The following is a 23,830-nucleotide window of genomic DNA, read 5'->3' as shown; positions in this document are numbered from 1 at the left end:
GCGCTACGGCATCACCGGCGGCACGTAGGCCAGGGTCATGCCCAGCAGCCACAGCAACCCCAGCACCAGCGGGATGTGCACCAGCAGCTGGATGAACGTGAAGCCGACGATGTCGCGGGCCTTCAGGCCGAGCACGCCCAGCAGTGGCAGCATCCAGAACGGATTGATCAGGTTCGGCAGCGCTTCGGCCGCGTTGTAGACCTGCACCGCCCAGCCCAGGTGCGCCTTCAGCTCGTTCGCGGCCTGCATCACGTAGGGCGCTTCGATGATCCACTTGCCGCCACCGGACGGTACGAAGAAGCCCAGCACCGCCGAGTACACGCCCATCACCAGCGCGAACGTATCGGTGCTGGCCACGTGCACGAACAGGCTCGACAGCCGGTGCGCCAGCGTCTCACCGTCGCCACCGGCAGCGTGGGTGAGGATCATCGCGATGCCGCCGTACAGCGGGAACTGGATCAGCACACCGGTGGTGCTCGGTACCGCCTTGGCCACCGCGTTGAGGAAGCTGCGCGGGCGCCAGTGCAGCAGCAGGCCCAGCGAGATGAACATGAAGTTGTAGGTGTTGAGGTTGGCGATCGCGCTGACCAATGGCTTGTTGGCGAACTCGTTGAACAGCCAGCCGAAGGCCAGCAGCGAAAGCAGCACGGTCAACAACGGGCTGTACTCCAGCCATTCGCCCGGGCGGGTGCGGCGCTGCAGCGGCTCCGGTTCGGCCTGCGCCGCGCCGGGGAAATCTTCGGCGGTACGCGCACTGCCGGCGGCCGGCGCGGTCAGCCAGGCGATCAGCAGCGAAACCACGATCAACACCGAGGTCAGCGCGATCGACTGCCACAGGAAGATGGTTTCGGTGAACGGCAGCACGCCGGTGATCTCCAGCAGCCCCGGCGGCATGCTGGCCGGGTTGGCCTGCAGCTGTGCCGCCGACGAACTCAGGCCCATCGCCCACACCGCGCCCAGGCCCAGGTAGGCCGAGGCACCGGCAGCCCGATAGTCCATGCGCAGCTCGGTGCGGCGGGCCAGCGCGCGCACCAGCAGGCCGCCGAACACCAGCGAGAAGCCCCAGCTGAGCAGCGAGGCCAGCATGCTGACCAGGCCGACGTACACCACGGCACCACGACCGGTGCGTGGCACCCGGGCCAGGTAGTCGATGAAGCGCGCGACCACCGGTGCAGTGGCTACCGCATAACCACCGATGACCACGAAGGCCATCTGCATGGTGAAGGGAATCAGGCTCCAGAAGCCGTCGCCGAAGGCGCTGGCGGTGGCCCGCGGGGTGGCGCCGAAGCCCATCGCCGCCAGCGCGACGATGACCACGCCGAGCACCGCGAATACGTACGCATCGGGGAACCACTTTTCCGCCCAGGCGGCCGAGCGCAGCGCGGCGCGCGCCATCCAGCCGTCCTGTACTGTTGCCGTCGAGGCCATCACCTACCCTCCCAGGTTCGATGGCCTGATTCTGGGCGGTGGGGTGCGGGCTGTCAGCCACCTATTGGTCGTAGGTGGCCGCCCGCCGGGCATGGCCCGGCGCTACCAGTTCGACCGAGGATTCCGACCCGTGCACATGGGCGCCGGGTAGCGCCGGGCCATGCCCGGCGGCCTTCTCAACGCAGCGCCAGATCCACGGCGATACCGGCAAACAGCGCGGCACCCACCCAGTTGTTGTGCAGGAAGGCCTTGAAGCACGGCCCACGCTCGCGGTTGCGGCAGATCCAGAACTCGTACACCACCAGCAGCGTCGCCACCGCGACGCCGGCCAGGTAGTACCCACCCAGCCCGCCGCGCACGCCCACCAGCGCCATCGTGGCCAGGAACAGCGCGTACAGCACGCCCTGGATGACCAGGTCCAGATCGCCGAACAGGATCGCAGTGGAGTGCGAACCCATCTTCAGGTCGTCTTCGCGGTCGACCATGGCGTACCACGTGTCGTAGGCGGTGGACCACAGGATGTTGCCGGCATACAGCAGCCAGCCCAGCATCGGCACCTCGCCCTGCACGGCGGCGAAGGCCATCGGGATGCCCCAGCCGAAGGACATGCCCAGGTAGACCTGCGGCAGATGGGTGTAGCGCTTCAGGTAGGGATAGCTGGCCGCCAGGAACACGCCGATGAAGCTCAGGGCGATGGTCAGGCCGTTCAGGGTCAGCACCAGGCCGAAGGCCACCAGCATCAGCACCGCGAACAGCACCAGCGCCGCCCGGCCGCTGATTGCGCCGGTCACCAGCGGTCGCGCCTTGGTGCGCTCTACGTGCGGGTCGAGCCAGCGGTCGGCGTAGTCGTTGATGACGCAACCGGCCGAGCGGGTCAGCCAGACGCCAGCGGTGAACACGAACAGGGTCCACAGCGGCGGCAGGCCGCCAGCGGCCAGCCACAACGCCCACCAGGTGGGCCACAGCAGCAGCAGCGTGCCGATCGGGCGATCGGCGCGCATCAGGGACCAGTAATGCCGCCAACGCGGCGTCGGCGCCGGATGCGGCGCGGAAAGGGGGGTATCAGCCATGACACTAGGATACTCCTGTGCCTTCGGACCGACTTTGCCGGCGGGGGGAGATTTGTGCGGCGAAACTGGATAGAATGCCCATCCCGCACCGCCTCATTGCGTTGCGATGCCCGCCCCGGCCCTGGCCGACGGCGCGGCGGTTCCACCACGCGCTCGTAGCTCAGCCGGATAGAGTAGTGGCTTCCGAAGCCATTGGTCGGGGGTTCGAATCCCTCCGGGCGCGCCATCTTCCCTGCGACGATTTCAACCTGGCCGCTGTCTGGCCGGGAACGCTGAAGCGTGCATTCGTGTTGAGGCCAGTCGAGCACGGCTCGACGCTGCAGAGCCGATCCTTCGCAGCACAAAGGTCGGGATCCGGACAGGGTGCAGCCATGCCAGGGCGAGGTCTTCCCACCTGCCTGGGGGGCAGCAGGCCACGCATCGCGCGCGGCCTTCGACATCCGTGTCGTGCGCCTGTCCAGTATCCCGGTGAAGGTGTCAGCCGTTCAGCAGGTCGTTGAAGCGCGCCAGCGAGGCCAGGTGGAAATGCAACGGCGCCAACCAGCCCTGCCGATGCCAGGCGATGACGGTCGCTTCGGGCAGCGCAGCGAAACGATCGGGATCGACGACCTGGAAGCCGAGAAGGCTGGAGGTTCGACCGTCGGCACGCTCTACATCGGCCTGGCGATCCACCAGCACGCCCGAGGCCAGCAGCTGCGCGCTGAAGGCAGCGGTAGCAGCGGCTTCGCTGGTGAAGGCTTCGCAGAACTGCAACGCCTGACGGGTCAACCCGCTGGGCTGGCCATCGGCCTCGAACAGTGGCTGGCCTTCGTCACCCTCGGTGCGCAGCATCGCTGCATCGGCATCGATGGCCAACGCATACCCTTCGGGTTGGGCGGTCCGCGCGAACACGAAGGGGTAGCGGCGCACGTAGGCCGGCACATAGGCGCCGCTCTGCCATCGGTCGGCCACCACGAAACGATTGTGCTCGGCCTCCAGACCCAGCACGGCCACCGGCGCGGCTTCTTCGCCGACAAACACCAGCGGGTAGCAACGCGCAGCAGCGGCAAATTCGCCCAGCACCAGTGGCACGGCATGGCTGGCCGCAGCGAAGGCGGCATCGCCAGGCAACAGGCGCCAGCGCGCATGGTCGCGCGAGGACAGCATTACCGGCGCGCGGTACAGCGGCGGGTACATCGGGCCAACGGCGTCCTGCGCGGACAGCGCGTCCACGGCATCACTCTCGGCTACGGACAGTTGGGAGTCTTCGATCATTTCGGTTTGCATCCAGAGTGCGGGGAAGCGGCCGGCGCGAACGCCGGCCGTCACGTCAGAAGCCAGCGTTCACTTCCAGCTGGAACACGTCGATGGACTGCGGCGCACCAGTGATCTCCTTGGCCGCCATCCAGCGTCCGGTCAGCGACACGTTCCTGTCGAACATGTAGGAGCTGCCCAGGTAGTAGCCCTTGGCATTGGTGCCGCCCAGGTGGAAGTTGGAATCGTTGTAGGCATCGGGCAGTGCATCGGCCTCAAGGCGCTTGTAGCCCAGCCACAGGTTCCAGTCGCCGGCCTGCTTCAGCGCGAGGTGGCCGAACGTAGCCTGCGCCATGTAGGCCATGTCGCCACTGTCGATGTCCTGTGGCCCGGCCACGCCGTTGGCGGCGGTGGCCAGGTTGGTGACGATGCCGCCCTGCGCGCGACGCCACATGGCGTTGCGGTCGAAGGCCAGGTTCTTGATGCCGTGGCCTTCCAGACGCAACGCGTATCCAGCGAACAGCGGTGTTTCCCACGCCAGGTTGAGGTCCAGCAGCTCGAACTCCGATGCCAGGCCCACGTACTGCGGCATCGGCGTGTTGGCTGGGTCCAGCGGATTCAGCGCGATGTTACGCAGCAGCATCAGGGTGTTGCCCTTCTGCATGAACGCCGGGCGCGACCAGTCGCTGCTGCAGAAATCGGCACCGGCATACAGCGCGCAGGGCTGCGAGTACTCGCCGGCGATGTTGCGGAAGTCGAAGTAACCGACCGCCGCGCGCAGCTTCTGCTCGTTGCCGAACTGCCAGTCCGCGCCCACCTGCAGACCGTTGAGCCACTTGTTCTCGCTCTTCATCTTGCTCTGGCTGGTGTTGGGGAAGCCGTCGGAGGAATACTCCAGCGGAGTCAGCCCCAGCGTTGCGAACAGCGAGAGGCCGCCATCACCCAATGCCTGGCGGTACTTGAACGCCACGCCATCGAAGTTGAGATCGTTGGAGAACAGGGTGTCGGTGGACCAGTACGGATTGCCGAAGCGACCACCGATCACTTCCAGCCCCTGCACTGGCGCCCACGACAACCAGGCCTGGTCCAGCCAGACATCCTTCTTGGCCAAGCCACCGCCCAGCGTCTGGGTGGAGGACACCGGACCATTGTCGTTGCCGGTGGCCAAACGCACGCCGGCGCGGGTGTGTTCGCCCAGATCGGCCACCACGCCCAGCCGGGCGCGGATACGCCAGGAGTTGTTGCGGTCCTGGCGGTTGTTGCGCAGCGGCGGCAGGCCCAGATGGGTATTGCCGTTGACGTCGTAGCCATTGCCAGCATTGATGCGTGCCCAATCCACTTCGATGTCGCTGTTGCGTTCGGAATACAGGCGACTCTCGTTGCGCACACGCACATCGCCCTGCACGCGCAGGCGCTGGGTCCACTCCGGCACCTGGTCAGGTGCTGCCCAGCCATTGGCCTTCGCTTCGGTCATCACGCTGGCCTTGAGCTCATCGCGGATCTCATCGCGCACGGTCTGCGGGATGTACGGCACGCGCACATCGCCGGCCTGGGCCGTACCGGCGGCGGTGCTGGCCGTGGTAGATGCGGCCGCATCGCGCTGTGCTTCCAGCAGCAATGCCTGGCCGGCTTCCGGGGTCAGTGCGCCACTGTCCATCAGGCCACGGATCAGCTTGATCATGGTGCTTTCGCCACCGCCCTGCTGGGCGTGGACACCGCCGCTGGCCAGTGCCAGCACGATGCCGGTGGCCACGGCAGAGCGACGCAGGTGCCGCAGCACGGGGAAGGAGTTGGAACGGGTCATCGGCTTGCTCGCAGAAAAAGGGAATTCGATGGAAAGAGCGTCATGGCAGCATTCACCCGCCGGGGCGTCGGCCCTGTACCAGCACGCGCGCGGGGAAATCCAGCGATGCCGGGGGACGCTCGTCGATGCGGCCAACTGCGCGGATCGCCTGCAGTACGCGGTCGTCGGCATCGGCATTGCCGCTGCCACGCAGCAGTTCGACACGGCTCACCGCGCCGTCGGCGTCCAGCCAGATGTTGACCGTCAGCTGGAACGCCAACCGTCGCACCTGCTCATCGCGCGCCACGGCCTGCTGCAGCACATAGCCCAGGTAACGGCCGTAGCTGGCATTGCCGGCGCCACCACTGCCGGTGCCACTGCGGCCACCGCCGCTGCCGGACTGGATGCCGAAGCTGTCGCCGCCGGCCTGCGCATCGGCATCCATGGTCACCGGGTCGGCGGTGTCCGGGGTGGGCGCCTCTTCGGTCGGCTTGGGCACTTCGTCCAGCGGCTCCGGCTCGGGCATCACCTCTTCCGGCTTGGCTTCCGGCTCGCGCTCAGGTTCCGGTGGGGGCGGGGGCGGCGGGGGCGGCAACATCACCATCGGCACCTCGGCCACCGGCCGCCGCGTACTGGCTGTGTTCCTGAACAGCAGCAGCCACACCAGCAGCGCCAACAGCGCGACAGCGGCGGGCACCACCAGCCAGGGCCACCAGCGCCGCCATGCGGGAACCGCGTGGTTGGCGTGGGAGTGGAGTGAGGTCACGTGTTCACCCCTGCACTTTCCCGGTGACCAGGCCCACCTGGTTCAGATCGATGCGACGCAACAGATCCAGCACCTCGACCACACGGGCGTACTGCACCTGCGCGTCGCCGCGCACGATCACCGGAAAATCCGGGGTCAGCGCCTTCTCGGTGCGCAGCCGGTCTTCCAGTTCGGCCAGGTTCACCGGATAGGCATCCAGGAACACCTGGCCGTTGTTGTCCACGGTGATGGCCTTGGTCTTGGGCTTTTCCAGGGCCATGCTGGAGCTGGCCTTGGGCAGGTTCACCTGGATGCCTGGAATGGAGGCGTTGCTGGTGAGGATGAAGATCACCAGCACCACCAGCAGCACGTCGACGAAAGGCGTGACATTGATGCCTTTTTCGCGCTTCTTGATGCCGAACCGCTTTGCCCTGGCCATGGCGATGCCCCTCAGGCCAGCGCCGGACGCGCGACGGCGGCCGGTTCGCTGCGGTCGAACTCTTCGGCGAGGCGCGCGGTGAATTCATCGACGAACACCGACATGTCGGCGGCGATCGCTTCGGCGCGCGATGCCAACCAGTTGTAGCCGAACAATGCAGGGATGGCGACGCCAAGGCCCGCGGCGGTGCACAGCAGTGCGGCGGCCATGCCCGGTGCCACCGAGTTGATGTCCACCGCGCCGGCCATCGCGGCCACCACGAACACCAGCATGATGCCGATCACGGTGCCGAACAGACCCACGTACGGTGCGCCTTCGATGGTTGTGGACAGCCAGTTCATGCGCTTGGACATGCGCTCGCTTTCACGGGTCACTTCTGCATCCATCGACGCACGGATCGAGGTGATCGCCGCGGCGGTCAGGCCATGATGGTGCGAACCGCGACCATCCATTTCCTCCATCGCGATGCGGTACAGCTTCCACAGTGTGGAGTTGTCGCGCACGTGCGGTGCCAGCACGCCGCTGCGCTCCACCTGCTGCAGGGCAGCCACCGGTGCACCGGCCACCTTGCGGTACTGTTCGGAGAACGCCAGGTTGGCGCGGGCCACGGTGCCAAAGTAGCGGCTCTTGGCGATCATGATCGCCCACGACAYCAGCATCATCAGGCCCAGCACCACCACCACCACCCACGCATCCACCGGCATTGCCTTGAGGATGAAACCGAAGTGGCTGACGCCAGCCGACTGCTCATCCTCACCAAAGGTCAGCAGGCGCGACTCGGCGCCCTGCGCAGTTGCGTCGGCCAGCAGCAGCGCGGCCGGGCGTGCGACCTTGGAAACGCGCACTTCGTCGATGTCGCCCAGGAACGGCTGCGCCATGGCGATTGCACTGGCATCGCCTGCGGGCGGTGCACTATCGGCACCGATCAGGGCCGCACCCGCCAAGGCCGGCAATGCCGCATCGATCCGGCTCGCTTCACGACCGCCAACCCACAGTACGACCCTGCCCTCGCTGGCCGTTACTGCCACATGCGTCCACTGCCCTGCTACCAACGCCGGTACCGCCTGGCTGCGCTGATCATTGAGGCGTACGTAGGGCACGCCGTTATCCAGGCCGACGATCATCACGTTGCTGCCTTCGCGGCGCGCGTAGAGGGCCTGATCCGGGCCGAGCTGGGCCGGCTTGATCCATGCCGAGAAGGTCATCGCGCCGCCGGCGGCAATCGCCAGCGACGGCGAACCCGGCAACTGCAGCGGCGTGCCGGACAGGCGCGCACCGCGGCCGATGATGGCGCCGTCGGCGGCGGTGAACGCGCCGCTGGCCGGGTTGGCGTAGGCGGTGGTGTCGTGTGCTTCATTGCCGCTGTCGGCGAAGTGAAGAACCGCGCTGTAATCCGGATCGAACACGCGCTGGCCATTGCTGGCAGCCGGTGCATTGCCGTTGCCGTAGTACATCCATACGGTCTGCGGTGCGGTGCCGCTGAGGCTGGGCACATCCACCCAGATCAGCGCCATGCCCAGGCCGGCGTCGTACTGCTCGATCTGGTGGTTCAGCACCGTGTGGCCATCCGCACCGACGAAACGGATGTCCTTGCCACCTTCGGCCACGCCATCGAAGGCGAAGTTGCCGGTGTGCAGGCGCACCAGCACTGGGGTGCGCCCCAGATTGCCGCCGAGCGCAGCACCGCCCGGGCCCGCATCCAGAGTGATCGATTTGCGGTACTTCCACTCGGCCTGCCACCACGGCGTATCGGCGCGGGCAGTGCCGAGCGCGGACAGGCTCAGGCAGAACAACAACAGGGCAAGAACGCGTTGCATGGGAATATCTCCAGGGAATTCGGAAAAGCCGGGCTCAGTAGCTGGTGCCGAGGCTGATGTGCAGGCGATTGGCGCCCTTGGTGGTGGTGGGCCCGTCGCTGAGCGTGCGGCCGTAATCCAGGCGCAGGTTGAAGTGGTCGGTGATGCGCAGGCTGCTGCCGACGCCGACGGCCGACATCCAGTTGCTGTCGGTCTGTTCGGGCAACGGCCGGCGCAGGCCCAGCCAGGCGCCATCAATGAACGTGTAGAAGCGCCAGTCCTGCAGCCCCCACAGGCTGAAGGGACGGGTGCGCCATTCCAGCGTGGCCAGCGCACCGTAGTCGCCGATGCCTTCGGCCGAGCGGTAGCCGCGCGTGGTGTACATGCCACCGGCCGCGAACTGTTCGCCCGACACCAGCGGCTGGTCGGTCATCTGCGCCGACATGCGGACGAACCACTGCGCGCCGCTGTCGAGGGTGTAGGTATCGCTGAGGTCGGCCTTGACCGCGAAGAAGCTCGGATCGGCGTAGGCGCGTTTCCAATCGAACTCATCGCCGGAACTGCCGTAGCCAAGCAGGCTGCGGGTGCCGAACACCATCTGCAGGTTGACACTGAGCTGATGCTTTTCGCCTTGGCGGAAGCCGCTGTAGGCGAAGGTGATCGGCGCGTATTTGAGCGGCGCGAAATCGGAGGCCTGGCCGACCATCGCCACCGATTCGTCCAGGTCCTTGAAGTCGATGCCGGCTGACAACTGGTGCCACCACGCACCGGCCATCGGCAAGGTGTGGTTGAGCTTCAGGCCCAGCGCATGGCCCTTGCCGGTCACGTTGGTCTGGCCGCTGGAAACCACGTTGCTGTCGGAGCGGTAGCCGGACAGTTCCAGCATCCAGTCGGGCCCGGCCAGCGGCAGGCCGTAGGAAGCCGACAGCACGTTGGCCTGGTCCAGGTCCTGCGGGGCGGCAAAGAAGGTGAGCGAGGCGGTGTGGTCGCGCTGCCACAGGTTGTCGTTGCCGATGCTGAGGGTGCTGCGCAGCGGCTCGGTGTCGACGCTGTGGTCGTTGTTGACGCTGGCGCTGTAACGCCACGGCGACGCATCATCCACCTTGAGTTCGACATCCATGCGGCCGTCGGCACCGGGTTTGACGAGCGGGATCACCTGACGCTTGCCGTTGCGGTTGAGTTCGGTCAGCTGCGCCTGTGCCTGGGCGAAGTCCGGCACCACCCCGGCCTGCAGGGCGGGAACGCGGGCGCGCAGCCGCTGCGGATCATTGTGCTGCGCACCGACCACCTTGACCTCACCGACGCGGGTCTCGCTGACCTGCAGGATCACCACGCCGCCGCTGACCTGCTGTTCGGGCAGCTCGACATACACCGACTGGTAGCCCTTGCCCTGGTAGGCGGTCTGCAGGGCCAGCCGCGCTGCCTCGACATCCTGCAATGTGCGGTCCGGGCCGAGGTACGGGGTGACTGCGCGTTCGATCTCGCGCGCATCCAGCACGCTGTTGCCACGCACAAGGTACTCGTTGATGTTGACGCGGGCGGCGGGCGGCGCGTTGGTGGGCGCCTGCTCCTGCGCGGCGGCCAACGGAATCACACACATCAGGCACAGCGGCAAGGGCGCCCAGGCCCCTGCCTTGGTCGGGAAGAACATCAGTGGCGTCTCAATGCGGAAAAGTGGGAAGGCGATGCGGAACGGGTTGGCAGTGGCATCGTCATTGCCGCTTGGCCGAAGACGTGGCCATGCGTGCACGCTGTTCGGCTGTCAGTTCGCCCATGCCCACCACCTGCACCACGCTGTCCGGGTCGTAGCGGTCGTCATCGCGGGCCGGACGGGTACTGCTGGTGGCCTCGCCAAAGCCGAGCACCTGCACGCTGATGGTCGAAGGCTGCGCTTGCTGGGTCTGCCGTTTGACCATCTCCTGCGCGGCCTGCACGGCACTGTTGGCAGCGGTACTGGCCGAGGTCAGCGCACTGACATTCACCGCTGCCACTACCGGGACGCCTGCGGACTTGCCCTGCACCTGGATGTTGTCGGCATTGAGCACCTGCAGCGCCGCCAGGTTGACGTTGCCGGAGACACGGATACCGGCCTCACCGGCATCGATGGTGCCCAGCGGAGCAATAAGGTCGATGTCCCCAGGTGCGATCTCCGGGATCGGGTTGAGGGTGGCGATGCCGGCACCGGTGGTGGGCGTGTTCGGCGACAGGGTGACGTTGCCCACGCTGTCGTAGACGCGACGCTGCGGCGTGTAGACCACGGTGGTCTTGCTGCCGCGTCCGGCGTTGATGTCACCGCCGGCCGACCAGGCCAGGATGTTGCCGCCGAAGGTGGTGAAGACGCGGCTCTGGCCGAGCAGAATGCTGTCGCGCGAGTAGATGCTGATGTCACCCTCGCCCTGGGTCATCACGCCCGAACCGGCACCCGGCACGAAGCCGCCGTCGATGCCGACCAGCGTGCGCCCGCCCGGGGTCATGATCTGCACGTCACCGCCGAACTGGGTATGGATGCCGGCGTCGACCACTTCGTAGTACGCCACACCGTAGGACGGGCTGCCCATCGCCTGCCACTCGGCCTTGCTGATATAGGTCTTGCCCGGCGTCGGCCGATCCTTGCCGACACCGTTGGTGCTGATGTACTCATCCACATACAGCGCACTGCTGAACAGGGTGAGGTCACCGTTGTAGCGGCCGCCGTTGTCTGCGCCGGGCAACAGGGTGGCGATCGCTTCACGACCGCGCACGTAGCTGCCGAAGCGCTTGCCGTTGGCATCGTTGTACTCGCGGCCGGCACTCTTCAACTCGGCGTAATAGACATTGCGCAGGAACGCGTGCTGCTGTTCGGCCGGAAGGGCCGCGAAGAACGTGCGCGCATCCATCGTGCCCGCATCGAAATGCAGGCCCAGGCCATTGTCGGCACCGAAGCGGGTGCTCAACCAGTTCACCAGATGCAACTGGCTCTGCAGGCGGAACTCGCGTGCCAACGAGCGTGTGGGAGCATTGCCGCCGCCGACCAGCGACGCAGCACGCGCCTGGTCCAGTTCGGCCTGCTTGCTGGCCAGGAAGGCATCGGCACCGGCGGCATCGCCGCTGTAGCCGAACTCACGCTGCAGCCATTGCGGCAGCGTCAGTTCGCCACTGTAGATCGACACGGCCTTGCCAGGCTGCTCGGACAGCGGCCGCTCCGGATCGGCCAGGTTCACTGCATCCAGGTAGCGCGCGGCAAATGCGTTCCAGTCCGCACCCGCGCCCATGCCGGCGGCCACGACGATGCTGGCACCGCTGGCGCGGTCGCTGGAACCGGCATCGACAACGTTGCCCAGCGATTTGATCTCGCCCTTGTCGGCCAGGTAGACGTTGCGGCCGGCACTCACATCCAGCAGGCCCGGGCCGGTGACGTAGAAGGTGCTGAAGCGGATGTCACGCCCGGCCTGCACCACCGAGATGTCATCGGCATGGCCGTGCGCGATCAGGTTGCCGCGGCCCTCGCCGACGGTGTCCTTCTGGCCCAGGCCCGTGCCGCTGTTGCTGATATCGCGGCCGGCGCGGATCGCCACCGGAATCGAGCCGTCATAGCGGTAGCCATCGCGTGCCTTCAGCCCCAGCTCGGCGATCTGGCCCATGCGCAGGCCAACGATGTCACCCTGCACGGCGTAATAGCGCGCCGGCTGCTGGCCCACGGCGGCGTAGCTTGAGGTCGCCTGGCTGCCAAAGTTCAGCAACGAGGCGTTGCTGATGCGGCCATTGCCATCGGTGATCCAGTCGTTGAAGGCGATGTTGGCCGCCGCAGCGTTGTGGATGCGCGTGGGGCTGAAGCCATTCGGCCCACCACCGGTCTGCGCGGTGATGCCCATGAAAGCTGGATTGAACGGACTGCTGAGTGCCCTCGGGTCGGCGGTGGATGCGGTGATGGCGTAGCCGCTGGCGTAGATCGAGTCGCCCGCAAGCAGGGCCAGCTCGCCCTTGCCGGTGGCGTTGATGAACTGGCTGCCCTGCGGCGCGGGCGCCAGTGTCAGCCCGCGCAGCACGCGCAGTGGTGTGCTGCCGAAGTTGTTGCGCAGCGCGGTGGTGCCCACGCCGTAGTAGAGGCTGCCATTGGCCGCAACCGCACGCAGGATGGAAGGATAGAAATCGCCATCCAGAGTGCCCGATGCGTTGCTGCCACGGCGGTCGATGGCGATGTCTTCGTTGTTGGCGCCACCGGCCCACTCCGTGGTCGGGGTCAGGTTGCCGCCTGCACTGAACAGATCGATGCTGGTGGAAGGTGTCCACAGCGAGAACGAACTCCACCCCTCGCCCGCCACCTGCTGGCCTGCATACGTAAACGGCGTGGCATTGAGCAGCTTGGTGCGGCCGGGATCACCCACGCCGCCGAGCACCAGATCGCCGCGCGTATCCAGCCGTGCTGACGAATCGCCAAGTACCAGCACCGGTCCGCCACCGGCGTAGGCACGGCCTGCCGCGAAAGGATCGCCACCACGCGAATCGATGTGGTCCAGCACGCCGTAGCGCAGTTGCAACCCACCCAGCGCGCCGGCTTCCACGCGCAAGGCACCGCGCAGGTTGACCAGCGTGCTGTTGAGGTCGTGTTCGTTGCGGCGCAGTTCCGCGTTCGGGTTCAGGCTGCCGCCGATACGCAGGTCGAGGTCACCGCCACCGGTCAGCACCAGATCGCCCGCAGCGGTCATGCGGCCACTGCTGCCGACCACCAGGTTCAGGCCCTGGCTGCGCGGTACCAGCGTCTTGTCCAGACTCTGCGCGCCCTGGTTGAGGCGTGCATCGCCGCGGGCGGACTGGATACCGGCATCACCGCCGGCTTCCACCACCAGGTTGCCGCCACCCAGCGTGCCCACGCCGGTGAAGCCGGCCAGGAACGGGGCATTGGCATAGCGTGCGTTGGAATTTGCCAGGTAGCTGCCATCGGCCGAACCGGGCACGTAGGTGCCGAAGTTGACCCACCACGCAACGGGCGTGCCGTCGCTGCCCGGCGTCACGCTGCCGGTGCCCTGTCGCCACAACCAATTGCCGATGGCCACCGAGCCGATCTGCCCACGCATCATGCCGAAGGACACGGTGTTGCGGGGCTCGCCACCCGCGCCGATCAGGTCGCCGACCAGATTGCCACCGGCGCGCACCAGCACGTTGCCACCATGTTCGGGATACCACGCGCTGTAGAGACTCTGCGTGCCGCCGTCGATCAATGGCCGGAAAGCAGCCTCCTGATCCTTCCACAGCAGGCTGCCATCCTTCAGCGCGCCGCGTGGCTGGTTGTAGGGGTCAACGCCATTGCCGGCGGCCAGCGACGACGACGCCGTACCGGCGGTGTACACGCCATAGGGCGAATGCATCTGCAGGTCACCGGCTGCCACCAGGTCGAGGTCGCCGGTGCCGGTACGCAGCACGCTGAACACCTGCTCGCGGGCGGGCCGGGCGATGTCGGCGAACTGCGGCGGCACTCCCGGGTTGGCTTCGTACACCGGCTCCCCCAGGCCCCAGCCATTGAGCTCCAGCGGGCTGGATGTGATCAGGCCGAAGAGGATCAACATGTCGATGTTGTCCTGGGTGATGATTTCGCCGGCAATCACCTGGCTGGGCAGGCCGATCGAGTTCCAGGTATCAGCATCAACGTCCACCGCCCAGCGATACTCGGCGGGGATGCCCGTACCGGGCACCGGCGCGTTCTCCACCAGCACGCCGTAATGGGTATCGGCCAGGCGCACGGTGCCGGTGGCGCCTCGCGCCATGGCGCGGGTGTCGGCCGCCTGCAGATCGGCACCAGCCACCAGGCGCAGGTCGAACGACTGCGAGCCGGCTGCCAGCATCGGCGCCAGTGCCCAGGTACGCCCCTGGTTGCCGTTGGCATCGGCCGGACGCAGGTTGATCGACTCTGCGCTGCCTGGCAGTTTGACGTCGGTTTCCGACGGCAGGATCGCCCCCTTGGCCAGCAGCAGCGGCTGCGCAAGGCTCATGCCTACCGGCAGCGGAACGCCGGCCGGCCAGGTACCGGCTGCCATCGAGGTGGCCGCAGGTACGCGGAAACCCGCGTCCAACTGCGTGCCTGCCGCCAGTGTGGTGGCCTGCGCCAGCACCGTGCCGGCCGCATGCAGCAGCACCCCATTGCCATCGCGGATGGCCGCGCCCAGCACGGTGCCGGCCGGCAACGCCAGCTCGCCTGCCAGGGTCATGCGGGACGGCAGCTGCGTACCCGAGGGCAACTGCATCGCCGCTGCGGGAAGGTCGAAATTGAGTGTACGTCCCGGCTGGAACGCACTGCCGGCATCCAGCGTGACCACCCCGCCATGCGGAATCACCACTTCGCCGCCGAACGGAATACGCCCGTTCGGCAACAGCCAGCCCTTGTCATCCGGTGTGCTGCCCACCAGCAGGCGCGAGCCGTCGAAACCGTCGCTGATGCTGCCGAACACTTCCAGGTCGCCCGCCGCACGCAGCACCAGCGCACCGGCTTCACCGGAACCGTACTGGCGGGTCTTCTGCAGATGCGGGTTGAGGCTGGCGTAGCGATAGCCGGACAGATCGATATCGCCATCGACATGCAGATGGCCATCACGATTGACCAGCGCGTCGGCACTGCTGCTGATCTGTACACCCGGCCGCAGATGGAACTGGTCGCCATAGGCACGCAACCCGGCCAGTTTGCCGTCGATCAACGCCCCGTTGCCCAGCGCGTTGTCGATGAACGCCGTACTGTCGGCATGGATCGTGTCCAGGTACGCCTGGTTGATGACCTGGTAGCTGCGGCCATCCACCGTGGCATCGGTGCCGGCGGCAGCATCGGTGTAGGTCTGGAAAGCATTGACGGTGATCGCGCGGGCACCATCGATGCGTACAGGCGCCGAAGCATCGATCGCCACATCATTGCCACGCGCGCCGCCCAGGCGGGGGGCATTGAGCACAACCGTTCCGTACGCCGCCGGTGCATCGCTGACACCGAGATCCATGCGCGCGCCAGCGGCCAGTGCCAGCAGCCCATTGCCCGAATCCAGTTCGATCACCGCACGGTTCGGTGCTTCGATCACCTGGCCGTAGCTGTCCCGGCGCAGCACGCTGCCATGCGCGTCCAGCACCGCAGCGGTGCCCAGGCTGAGGCCGTCGCGGGCGGCCAGGCGGATGCTGCCCACCTGTTCGCCACTGGCGTCGATATGGCCCTGCACGGTCAGATGGCCGGCATCGACCGAGACGTTCACCTCGCGCGCCTTCAGCCCATCACCGATGACCAGGTCGCCCTGCTTGAGCTGGAAGCTGCGGCCACCGAAGACCTGCCCCGCGTTGAGACGCGTGTTGAGGGCGGCGAAGTCGTCGATGTGCTGCGCACGCAGATCGAGATAGGCACTGCTGTACGGCACCCAGGTGCCGCCGGTGTCGTAGCCGCCGCTGCTGCCACCCAGCATCTGGCCAGCCAGCGATACAGTGCCAGCGCCTGCACCCAGCGCGCTGGCATTGAGCCGACCGCCGCGGTTGTTCACCGCCGACAGATCGATGCGCGAGCCCGCCGCCTGCACGATGCTGCCGGCCTGGGAATCCAGGGTGACATCACCGCCCCAGCTGTAGCGACTGACATCGAACATGTCGATGCGGCGCCCGGCAAGGTCCAGCTGCGCACCATCGCCCAGGCGCACGTCATCCTGCGCCGCCAGCTGCAGCTTGCCGCTGGGCAGCTGTACGCGGGTATCCAGCAGCAGATCGCGGCCGGCCTGCAGTGAAAGCTCAGCGCCCAGCGCCGCTGCCGGATCGCTGGCGACCGCATTGCCGCCCTGCGCTGCGACCACGGCGATGCGGCCACCGGCACGGATGCGATTGATCGATCCGGCTGCGCCGGTGAACAGCGGGGTGCTGATCAGCAGGTCACCGCCGCTGTAATCGAAGGCCTTGGCCTGCCCGTTCCAGGCGCCCTGCGATTGGTACACCGACAGGCTGCCGATGTGATTGGCGCTGATGCGATCGCTGGCGTTCAGTGCAACCGTGCCGAAGCCCAGCGTCTGCCGGCCATGCATGGCCACGGTGTCGGGCTGGGACTGCTCGGCATAGCCGAACAGGATCTGCCGCGCATCCACCTGCAGCTGGCCACTGCCTGTACCCGCGCCACCGGCAACAACATCGCCAGCCGGACGCGCACTGCCGTTCCAGACGAGGGTATCGGTGCGGATGCGGGCCACTGCATCGGCATCGCCCTGGCCACGGATGGCGGGCGCGGTCAGCACCAGTTGTCCCAGCGTTGACTTGCCGCTGGCATCGAGCGTGGACAGCTCTACCGAATCAAAGAAGTTCACCGCATCGCCGGCCGTCAGCACCAGCTTTTCCAATGCAGGCGCACCGGTACTGGCATCGCCGCGCAGCAGGCGATCCAACACCTGCTGGTTGAGGGTGAGTCCAGCCGGCAGCAGGCCCTCGGCGGCCATCCGTGCCAGCGCATCAGTACTGCCAACGTTGATGTTGCCAACGGCCAGCACCAGGTTGCGGGCGCCGTAGCGCGCACTGTCGGCCAGCTCGAAGCCCGCCGTGGTGGCGGCGGTGAGGGTACCGCCTGCGTACAGCGTAGCGGCACCGCTGCAGCTGCGGTCGGCACCGCAACCACCAATCAGGATGTCACCCTGTCCATAGCGCGCTTCGGTGCTGGTGCCCGGTGCCAGCATGTCCAGCCAACCGTTGGATACCGCCAGCACCGCCGTGGTGCCGGGGTCGAAGATATAGCCAGCGGTCGAATCCCACGCCGCCGCGCCCTGGCCGAGCGTCGTGATGGATGCGCCCTGCTCCACCGTGATGCCACCTTCGCGCGCACCGGCCACCAGGAACACCTGCGCGGCCGACAGCTGCGCCCCGCTGCGCAGCACCACCTGCGACGACGCCTGGCCGTTGCTGCCGAACCCAAGCTTGTAGGCGTCCTGGGTGATGCGGTTGGCCTGGAACACCGACGTAGGCGTCCCGCCAATCGTCATCGTGTTGGCCCCTACCGCGTTCAGCGCATCGGCATGCACCGACAGGCCGCTGAAGCCGTCGGTGACCGTACTGCCGGGCGCCAGCACTTCCAGCGCACCTGGGCTGCGCACAACCAGCTCACTGCCGTAACCACCGCTGGCGGCTACGCCACGCACGCTGCCCGGCGCGATCGCCAGCGCATGCACTTCGGGTTTGTCAGCCTGGCGATTGGAAAGATCCAGCGTCAGCCTGCCGGCATCACGCTCCAGCCGGGGCCGCGGTGCACCGTCACGCTGCGCCCAGGCCAGGCCGAACTGCGCGTAGCTGGTTTCGTTGTATTGCGAGTACTGCCGCAGGGTGTCGGCGGCAGTCACGATCACCTGCGAGGTCAGCGCATCCTGGATATCGGTGCCGGCCGTGCTGAACCGCGCCGCCGTGCTCCACGAGCCGTTGCGCATCGCCGTGCTGGCGCCGAAACCGGCCTGGCTGCTGGCCTGGCCATTGAGTTCCACCCGGAATGCACCCGGCAGCAGCGCGTAGGTGGATGGCAGCAAGGTGTAGGTTCCGGCCGGCAAACCCGGCACACCCGCGCCAATCTGGATCTGGCGGCCGATGGCCGGATCACCCGCGCCCTTCTCCGCTGCGATCGGTGCGGCATCGGCCTGTGCGCCGGGCACGATCGCATAGACCGGATTGCTGGACAGGCCAGGCAGCACGAAGCCACCGCCGTTGGCATCGATCTGCACCAACGGATGCAAGCGTGCATCGGTGGAACCGCCACGCCCGCTCAGGAACGCCGCGCCACTCAGCTCACCGCCGCCGGACAGGTCCAGCACCGCACCAGCCTGCACATCGATGTTCTCGCCTCGCAGGGTGACACCGCCGAACTCGTTGCCGCTGACACCGATGCCCTTGTAGACCGCATCCAGGCCGTCATGCACATAGGTCAGGCCATCCTTGGTACCGCCGTAAGGCATGCGCAGGCCCGCGCCGCTGACAGACGTCACGCTGCCCGGCAACAACTGCACGCGGCTGGCCAGTCCGAAGGTGCCGCCGTCGGCCTGGCCGATCAGGAGTTCGCCCAGCGGTGCGCGGACCACGCCACCCTGTTCGATGTTGGACGACAACAGCCGCAAGGTACCGAACGCCGCCAGCGGTGCAGCCGGCAGCGCGTCACCACTGCGCTCCACGCGCAGCGAACGTGCCGGGTCGTACACCACCTGGAACTGACCCCACTGGTCGACGGTGCCCATCTTGCCGGCACGGATCTCAGCCACCGCCTGGGTGGCGGGATAGATCTGGCTGGCGGACAGCACCAGGTCGCCCACCGTATCGATCGAGCTGCGGTCGCGCACCTTGGATTTGAGCAGGCGCAGGTCACCCCTGCTGCGCAGCTCCACGGTTTCAAAGCCATCGCGCTGCACATTGATGGTGCCAGCGCCCTGTGCCAGCTTGCCGGAAGTGCCGAAGGCCACCGACTCGATCACATCCAGCACCCCTGCTTCCACGCGCAGCGTAGAGGCATCGCGCAACGCAGGCAGGCGCTGGATCTCGGGCAACGGCAGGGTGTGCGCATCCTTCGCACCACGGGTGTTGCCGGCCAGCCGTACATACGGTGCGGCCAGCGCCACCTGCGCGCCGTTCCCGCTGTGTTCTGCCAGGCTGAAATTGCTGGCGGTCAGGCGCAGGCCCTGGCTCATGGCCAGGTCCACGCCGTCGTTGAAGCTCATCACGCCATTGACCAGCAGGCCCAGGTTGCCGAAGCCTCCGGCCTGGATGCGGTCGACGCCAATCGCGGCGCGCCCATAGACCAGCGCTGGATCGCGCTGGCCGGGTTGCAGCGCAGCAGCCAGGCCACTATCTGCCTGCTGCTGGGTCACGCTGAGTTCGCGCAACGAGCGCACGCGATCGTCTGGATTGCCGGCCAGCAGATAGTTCGGTGCTTCCAGTGCCACCGACAGGGTGCCGCCGGCGGCACCGCGCCCACCGGCAGCTGCACGCAGGCTGCCCTCCAGGAACAGGCCATTGAAGCTGGCCAGGTGCAGCACGCCACCATCGCCGGCCACGTCAGTCGCCCCTTGGCCAGGCACATCGAGCGTGGCACTGGCACCGGAGGCATCGAGGCGTGCACCGGGGCGCACCACCACGAATGCGTCCACACCATCCACGCTGGTGGCGTTGGCATCGTAGCGGCCTCCCAGCTGGATGCGGCCGCCATCACCAACCTGGCCGAAACGCTGGCCACGTGCATCACGTTCAACCTGGGCCACGCCGGAAACATCAAGCACGGCGTGATCGCCGATCCACAGCGAGCGGTCGTGGCTCTTAGGCGACGCGGCGATCTCACCCAGCCCCATGTCGAGGATGTCGATGCGCCCGCTGTGGGCCTGCAACGTGCCGTCCACGGTGATCTGGCCATTGCCGGCCAGACCGATGCTGCGCCCGTTGTCCACCTGCAGGTGCGCACCCTCGCCGATCGCCAGCGTTGCCAGCGCGCCCATCGTGCTGCCTGCACGCAGCTGCAGGTCGGCCCCCTTGCGCTGCTGCAGCGTCGCCTTGGCAGTGTCAGCGCTGAATTCCGGTGCCAACCATTCCTGCAATGCCTCGCCGGGCGCGCCGCCACTGCGCAGTGCCCGCGCATGTTCCAGGTCCAGCTGCAGCACCGGCATGCTCACCCGCAGGTCGGCGCCGGGTGCCACCGCCAGGCTCTGCTGGCCAGTCACTTCATAGCGCGCGAAGCCCTGCCCGAACAACTCGCTGGACAGCTGCAACGGGCGCTCTACCGCCACATCCTGCGCCAGCACGTTGCCGGCGCCGATGCGCGTGCCGGCGGCGAAACGGATATCGGTCGGTGCCACGCTGCCGGCTTTCAGCGTTGCCGCCGACGGCAGTACCCGGATGCCCTGCGGAAACACGTCCGCCGGCACCGCATAGTTGATCGGGAAGCCACCCTGGAAGCCGGTGATCTGGGTAACGACGGTGCCCGCCGCCAGGGTCGGCGGCGGCGTCCATGCGTTCACCGTGAACGCGCGCCCATCCAGCGTGCGCAGGATGTAGGAGTCGGCGTTGGCCACCGGCTTGGGTGGGGTCCAGCTCGCGCCCAGGGTGAGGTGGGTTTCCGGGCGGGCGGGGTCCACCACCGGCTGCGTGCCCAGCGTCTCTCCCGGTTGGGCCTGTACGCGGGTATAGGCATAGTCGACCGGCAATGTGCTGCCCGCCAGCACCTGGAAGGTGTCGGAGGTGAGCAGATCGATTGGCGCGCTTTCGCCCGCGCGCAGCAGGCCGTCGCTGCCGGCCACCTGTCCACCGATCACCACCGCCTTGCCCGATTGCAGCCGCAGCGTGCCGCCGCCCTTGACACCGTGGCCACGCAGATCGCCCTGCAGGCTCAGCTGACCCGCCGCAATGCCGGCCACCGGTGCTTCCTCCAGCGCGTTGGCGATCAGCGCGATGTCGCCGCCGCGACCGCCACGCAGGTGGTCGTCGGCCTGCAGCGCTGCGCCCGAAGAGGCATCCAGGCGTGCGCCGCGCGCCACCAGCACATCCTGGCTGCTGCGCAGCTGGATGCTGCCACCATCCACATAGGGCATGCCCTCGATGCCAAGTGGCTCGGTCTGCAGGTTGCTCCACAGACCACGGGTATCAAGCAGCACGCCCTCGCCCAGCAACGTGCGTGCACGGCTGTTGGCAGCCACTGGAACCAGCGCACGATCGAGCCAACCGGTACTCTCGCTCCAGCCGGGCACGATGTTGCCCAGCGCGATCGCGCCACCACGGGCCACCAGATCGGCATTCACCTGCACCTGGGTGGCATGCAGGCCCAGCGAACCCCCTGCTGCCATCTGCAGCGCCTGGTCCACCACCACCGCATCACGTGCGTAGACCTGCAGGCCCCCCAGCGCCAGGCTGTTCAACCACGCCGCATCCAGATGCATGCCGGTGCTGCTGTCACTTTCTGCAACCGGCACGCTGCCGATCTGCACCTTGCCGGTCACGGCCGAAGGTGTGTAGCGCAGGCCGTGCGTGCCCTTGTCCTGCACCGCACGCTGCTGGCCGATCACCAGCTGGCCATTGCGGGCCACTGCCGTCTGCGCCTGCAGGTAGCCATCCAGATCGATCTGGCGGGCATTGATCTGGCGGTCGCCCTGGAACGTCGCGGTTTCGATGTCGCCCTGCAGCTGCGCCGACTGCGTGGCCACGATCATCCGGCCCGCATCGCGACCCACCACGTAGCCGTTCTCCAGGCGCTGGCGCGCACCGATCAGCGGGTTGTAGTGGTATTCGGTAGTGCCCCAACGGGCGTGGCTGCTCTCGAAGCCCTTGTACAGGCCGGTGTACAGCAGGTCGCCCGGTGCGGTGGAGGCGCTGTACAGACGGCCATCGGCTCCCTTCAGGTGGGTCTGCTGGATATAGCCGGTCTGCACGTCCAAGGTGCCGCCGGACAGGTTGATCTGCGAGCCCGCGCGCGTCTGCAGGTTGCCGCCACTGAACTGCACGGAGCCACCCTGCGCCGACCATTCACCGATACCGTGACCGGTAACGCCCAGATAGCCGCCCACTTCCAGCAAGCCCCCGGCGGTGTACCAGCGATCGGCCTCGTAACCGTTGGTGCCCGCCGGCACCAGGGTCAGGTCGCGCCGGTCCAGCCAGATGTTGTTGCTGCTGAGCTTCTCGCCAAGGCGGTTGACCGGCGCATCGCGCTGTTCGTTGCCCTGCACGTTGATCTGGACGTTGTTGGCTTCCATCGCGATCTTGACGCCGACATGGCCGGACACGTCGATCCGCGCGCCCTGCTGCAGCTCGGTGCTGCGTGCATCCACATACACCTGGCCGCCGGTGGCCAGGGTCAGGCTGTCCTTCGCAAAGCTGACATCGCCGGCCGTATCGATCTGCACCAGTGACTGGTCGCGGCGATGCTGGATGCCATCGCCGGCCTTGTCCGAGTCCAGCACCAGCGTCTCGCGCTGCACATCCAGCGCGGTGGTGGCCGAGTCGTCCAGCACGATGGCGGTGGTGCTGCCCTGCGCCAGCTGGATGCTGCCTTCGGTGTCACTGCGCTCATTGCGCAGATGGATGGTGCCGCGTGCATGCACCGAACTGGTGGCCACCAGCGTGCCGTGCTGCTGCACTTCATGACCAACCAGGGTGATGTCGCCGGTGCTGGCCTGCACCAGGCCGGTGTTGCTGACCACGCCTGCCGCAGCGTCCACCGGCATGCCGGCCGCTGCAGGCGCGCGAAGTGCGGTCACCACGTTGCCACGGGTGGTGGAGGTCAGGTTCTGGTCGGTGCCCAGACCCTTGCGGATCACGAACGCATCGCCAGCGGCCAGCACGGTCTGCCCGTTGGCGCTGCTGATCTGCCCATGGTTGCTGACCTGCCGGCCGAGCAGCAGCACATAGCCACCGCCTTCGGTAACGGTGGTAGGCGCATGCGTGGTGATCTGCGCACCGCGCTCGACCACCACATCACCGGTGGCTGCCGCATGCGCGAAACTGTTGGCGCTGCTGCTCAGTTCGTTGCCGAACGTGGGAATGAAAGCCGTTCCCTGCGCATCGCTGTACAGGCCCTTGCGGAACTGCGCATCGCTGATGTTCACCGCCGAGGCCGCCAGGTTGCGCACGTTCACCTGGCTGCTGCCGTCGAACACCACGCCATTGCGGTTGACCAGCATCACCGTACCCTGGCCCTGGATGCGGCCAAGAATCTGCGACGGCCGTGCGGACGGATCGTTGATGCGGTTCAGCAGCGACCAGCCCGCCTGCTGGTCGAAGTCGACCACGGTGTTGCGGCCGACGTTGAAGGTTTCCCAGTTGAGGATGGCCTTGTCGGCCGTCTGCGTGATGCTGACCGTGGTGGTGCCGTCCTTGCTGCTCTGCACCGGACCGCTGGCGTTGGACCAGCCTTTGGTCAGCGCATCGTCGTCGATCTTCAGGCCACCCTGGCCCAGGCCATCGGGCACCTGGCTGACGCGCAGTCGCGCCGCATCGCGGGCACTCTGCTGCAGGCGCTGCTGCATTGCGATGGCCTGCGCAGCAGTGCCGAGATTGTCCAGCGAGGTCTGCAGCGTCTCACGCGCCTTCTGCGCCTGTGCATCGGTGCGCAGCAGATTGGACGGCATGCCGCTGGGCAGCCGTCCGCTCTGCGCGGCGGTCTGCTGCTGTGCGCCCTTGTTGGCGAACCACGCAGGGCTGAAGGCCTGTTGCGCCGATACTCCGCCCACCATGCCGCCTGCCATCAGCAACAGGGCAATGGCCTGCGCCAGCGGCTGCACCTGCGGTGCCCGTGCAGCTGCGCGCATGCCCAGATCGTTCTGCTGCTTCACCATCGCCATCACCCGTCGCAATATCGTTCGCTGATAAGGGCAAGCACATGCCGTAGCGGCACTCCATCGGCGCACCCCCAGG

At 67.2% G+C, this 23,830-nt stretch carries 9 protein-coding genes and 1 tRNA gene; 1 reads left to right on the top strand and 9 read right to left on the bottom strand.

Features of this window, described 5'->3' with window-relative positions; translation table 11 throughout:
• Positions 1-3: 3 nt before the first annotated feature.
• Together AC1DCU_RS06560 and ubiA are read right to left on the bottom strand one after the other, a co-directional pair.
• Positions 4-1,428, bottom strand: a complete 1,425-nt coding sequence (locus AC1DCU_RS06560; protein ID WP_442251330.1) for a short-chain fatty acid transporter — start codon at positions 1,426-1,428, stop codon at positions 4-6.
• 176 nt (positions 1,429-1,604) lie between these two features.
• Positions 1,605-2,498 carry a 4-hydroxybenzoate octaprenyltransferase gene (gene ubiA, locus AC1DCU_RS06555; RefSeq protein WP_032976885.1) on the bottom strand — a complete coding sequence of 298 codons (894 nt, stop codon included), beginning with the start codon at positions 2,496-2,498 and terminating at the stop codon, positions 1,605-1,607.
• Positions 2,499-2,647: 149 nt separating this feature from the next.
• Here ubiA and AC1DCU_RS06550 point away from each other — a divergent pair.
• Positions 2,648-2,724: transfer RNA gene (locus AC1DCU_RS06550), tRNA-Arg, on the top strand.
• A gap of 251 nt (positions 2,725-2,975) precedes the next feature.
• On the opposite strand, the gene AC1DCU_RS06545 is transcribed toward AC1DCU_RS06550, so the two are convergent.
• The 7 genes from AC1DCU_RS06545 to AC1DCU_RS06515 form a co-directional block, all read right to left on the bottom strand.
• Positions 2,976-3,752 (bottom strand): SapC family protein, encoded by a 777-nt coding sequence (locus AC1DCU_RS06545; RefSeq protein WP_235189974.1) that lies wholly within the window; start codon positions 3,750-3,752, stop codon positions 2,976-2,978.
• Between the two features lie 55 nt (positions 3,753-3,807).
• Complete coding sequence (locus AC1DCU_RS06540) at positions 3,808-5,535, bottom strand: putative porin (protein WP_282279535.1); 1,728 nt, start codon at positions 5,533-5,535, stop codon at positions 3,808-3,810.
• A gap of 52 nt (positions 5,536-5,587) precedes the next feature.
• Entirely contained in the window at positions 5,588-6,280 is a 693-nt protein-coding gene (locus AC1DCU_RS06535; protein ID WP_235189973.1) for a TonB family protein, read from the bottom strand.
• 4 nt (positions 6,281-6,284) lie between these two features.
• Positions 6,285-6,698, bottom strand: coding sequence for an ExbD/TolR family protein (locus AC1DCU_RS06530; protein WP_032976882.1), 414 nt, complete (start codon positions 6,696-6,698; stop codon positions 6,285-6,287).
• Positions 6,699-6,709: 11 nt separating this feature from the next.
• The gene (locus AC1DCU_RS06525; RefSeq protein ID WP_478014145.1) at positions 6,710-8,515 is read right to left on the bottom strand and encodes a DUF2341 domain-containing protein; all 1,806 of its coding nucleotides are present in this window, start codon (positions 8,513-8,515) and stop codon (positions 6,710-6,712) included.
• Between the two features lie 34 nt (positions 8,516-8,549).
• Complete coding sequence (locus tag AC1DCU_RS06520) at positions 8,550-10,145, bottom strand: ShlB/FhaC/HecB family hemolysin secretion/activation protein (protein WP_032976880.1); 1,596 nt, start codon at positions 10,143-10,145, stop codon at positions 8,550-8,552.
• 61 nt (positions 10,146-10,206) lie between these two features.
• The gene (locus AC1DCU_RS06515) at positions 10,207-23,751 is read right to left on the bottom strand and encodes a filamentous haemagglutinin family protein (protein WP_478013579.1); all 13,545 of its coding nucleotides are present in this window, start codon (positions 23,749-23,751) and stop codon (positions 10,207-10,209) included.
• Between the last annotated feature and the right edge of the window lie 79 nt (positions 23,752-23,830).

The organism is Stenotrophomonas sp. 10L48 (assembly GCF_056395105.1).
The sequence above is the reverse complement of the archived record's forward strand: the minus strand, read 5'-3'. Positions and strand labels throughout refer to the sequence as shown.

What these genes read in the sequence shown, in the direction of transcription:
- AC1DCU_RS06560 (WP_442251330.1), bottom strand. Translation starts at nt 1,428, where the DNA reads ATGGCCTCGACGGCAACAGTACAGGACGGCTGGATGGCGCGCGCCGCG.
- ubiA (WP_032976885.1), bottom strand. Translation starts at nt 2,498, where the DNA reads ATGGCTGATACCCCCCTTTCCGCGCCGCATCCGGCGCCGACGCCGCGT.
- AC1DCU_RS06545 (WP_235189974.1), bottom strand. Translation starts at nt 3,752, where the DNA reads ATGATCGAAGACTCCCAACTGTCCGTAGCCGAGAGTGATGCCGTGGAC.
- AC1DCU_RS06540 (WP_282279535.1), bottom strand. Translation starts at nt 5,535, where the DNA reads ATGACCCGTTCCAACTCCTTCCCCGTGCTGCGGCACCTGCGTCGCTCT.
- AC1DCU_RS06530 (WP_032976882.1), bottom strand. Translation starts at nt 6,698, where the DNA reads ATGGCCAGGGCAAAGCGGTTCGGCATCAAGAAGCGCGAAAAAGGCATC.
- AC1DCU_RS06520 (WP_032976880.1), bottom strand. Translation starts at nt 10,145, where the DNA reads ATGTTCTTCCCGACCAAGGCAGGGGCCTGGGCGCCCTTGCCGCTGTGC.
- AC1DCU_RS06515 (WP_478013579.1), bottom strand. Translation starts at nt 23,751, where the DNA reads ATGGTGAAGCAGCAGAACGATCTGGGCATGCGCGCAGCTGCACGGGCA.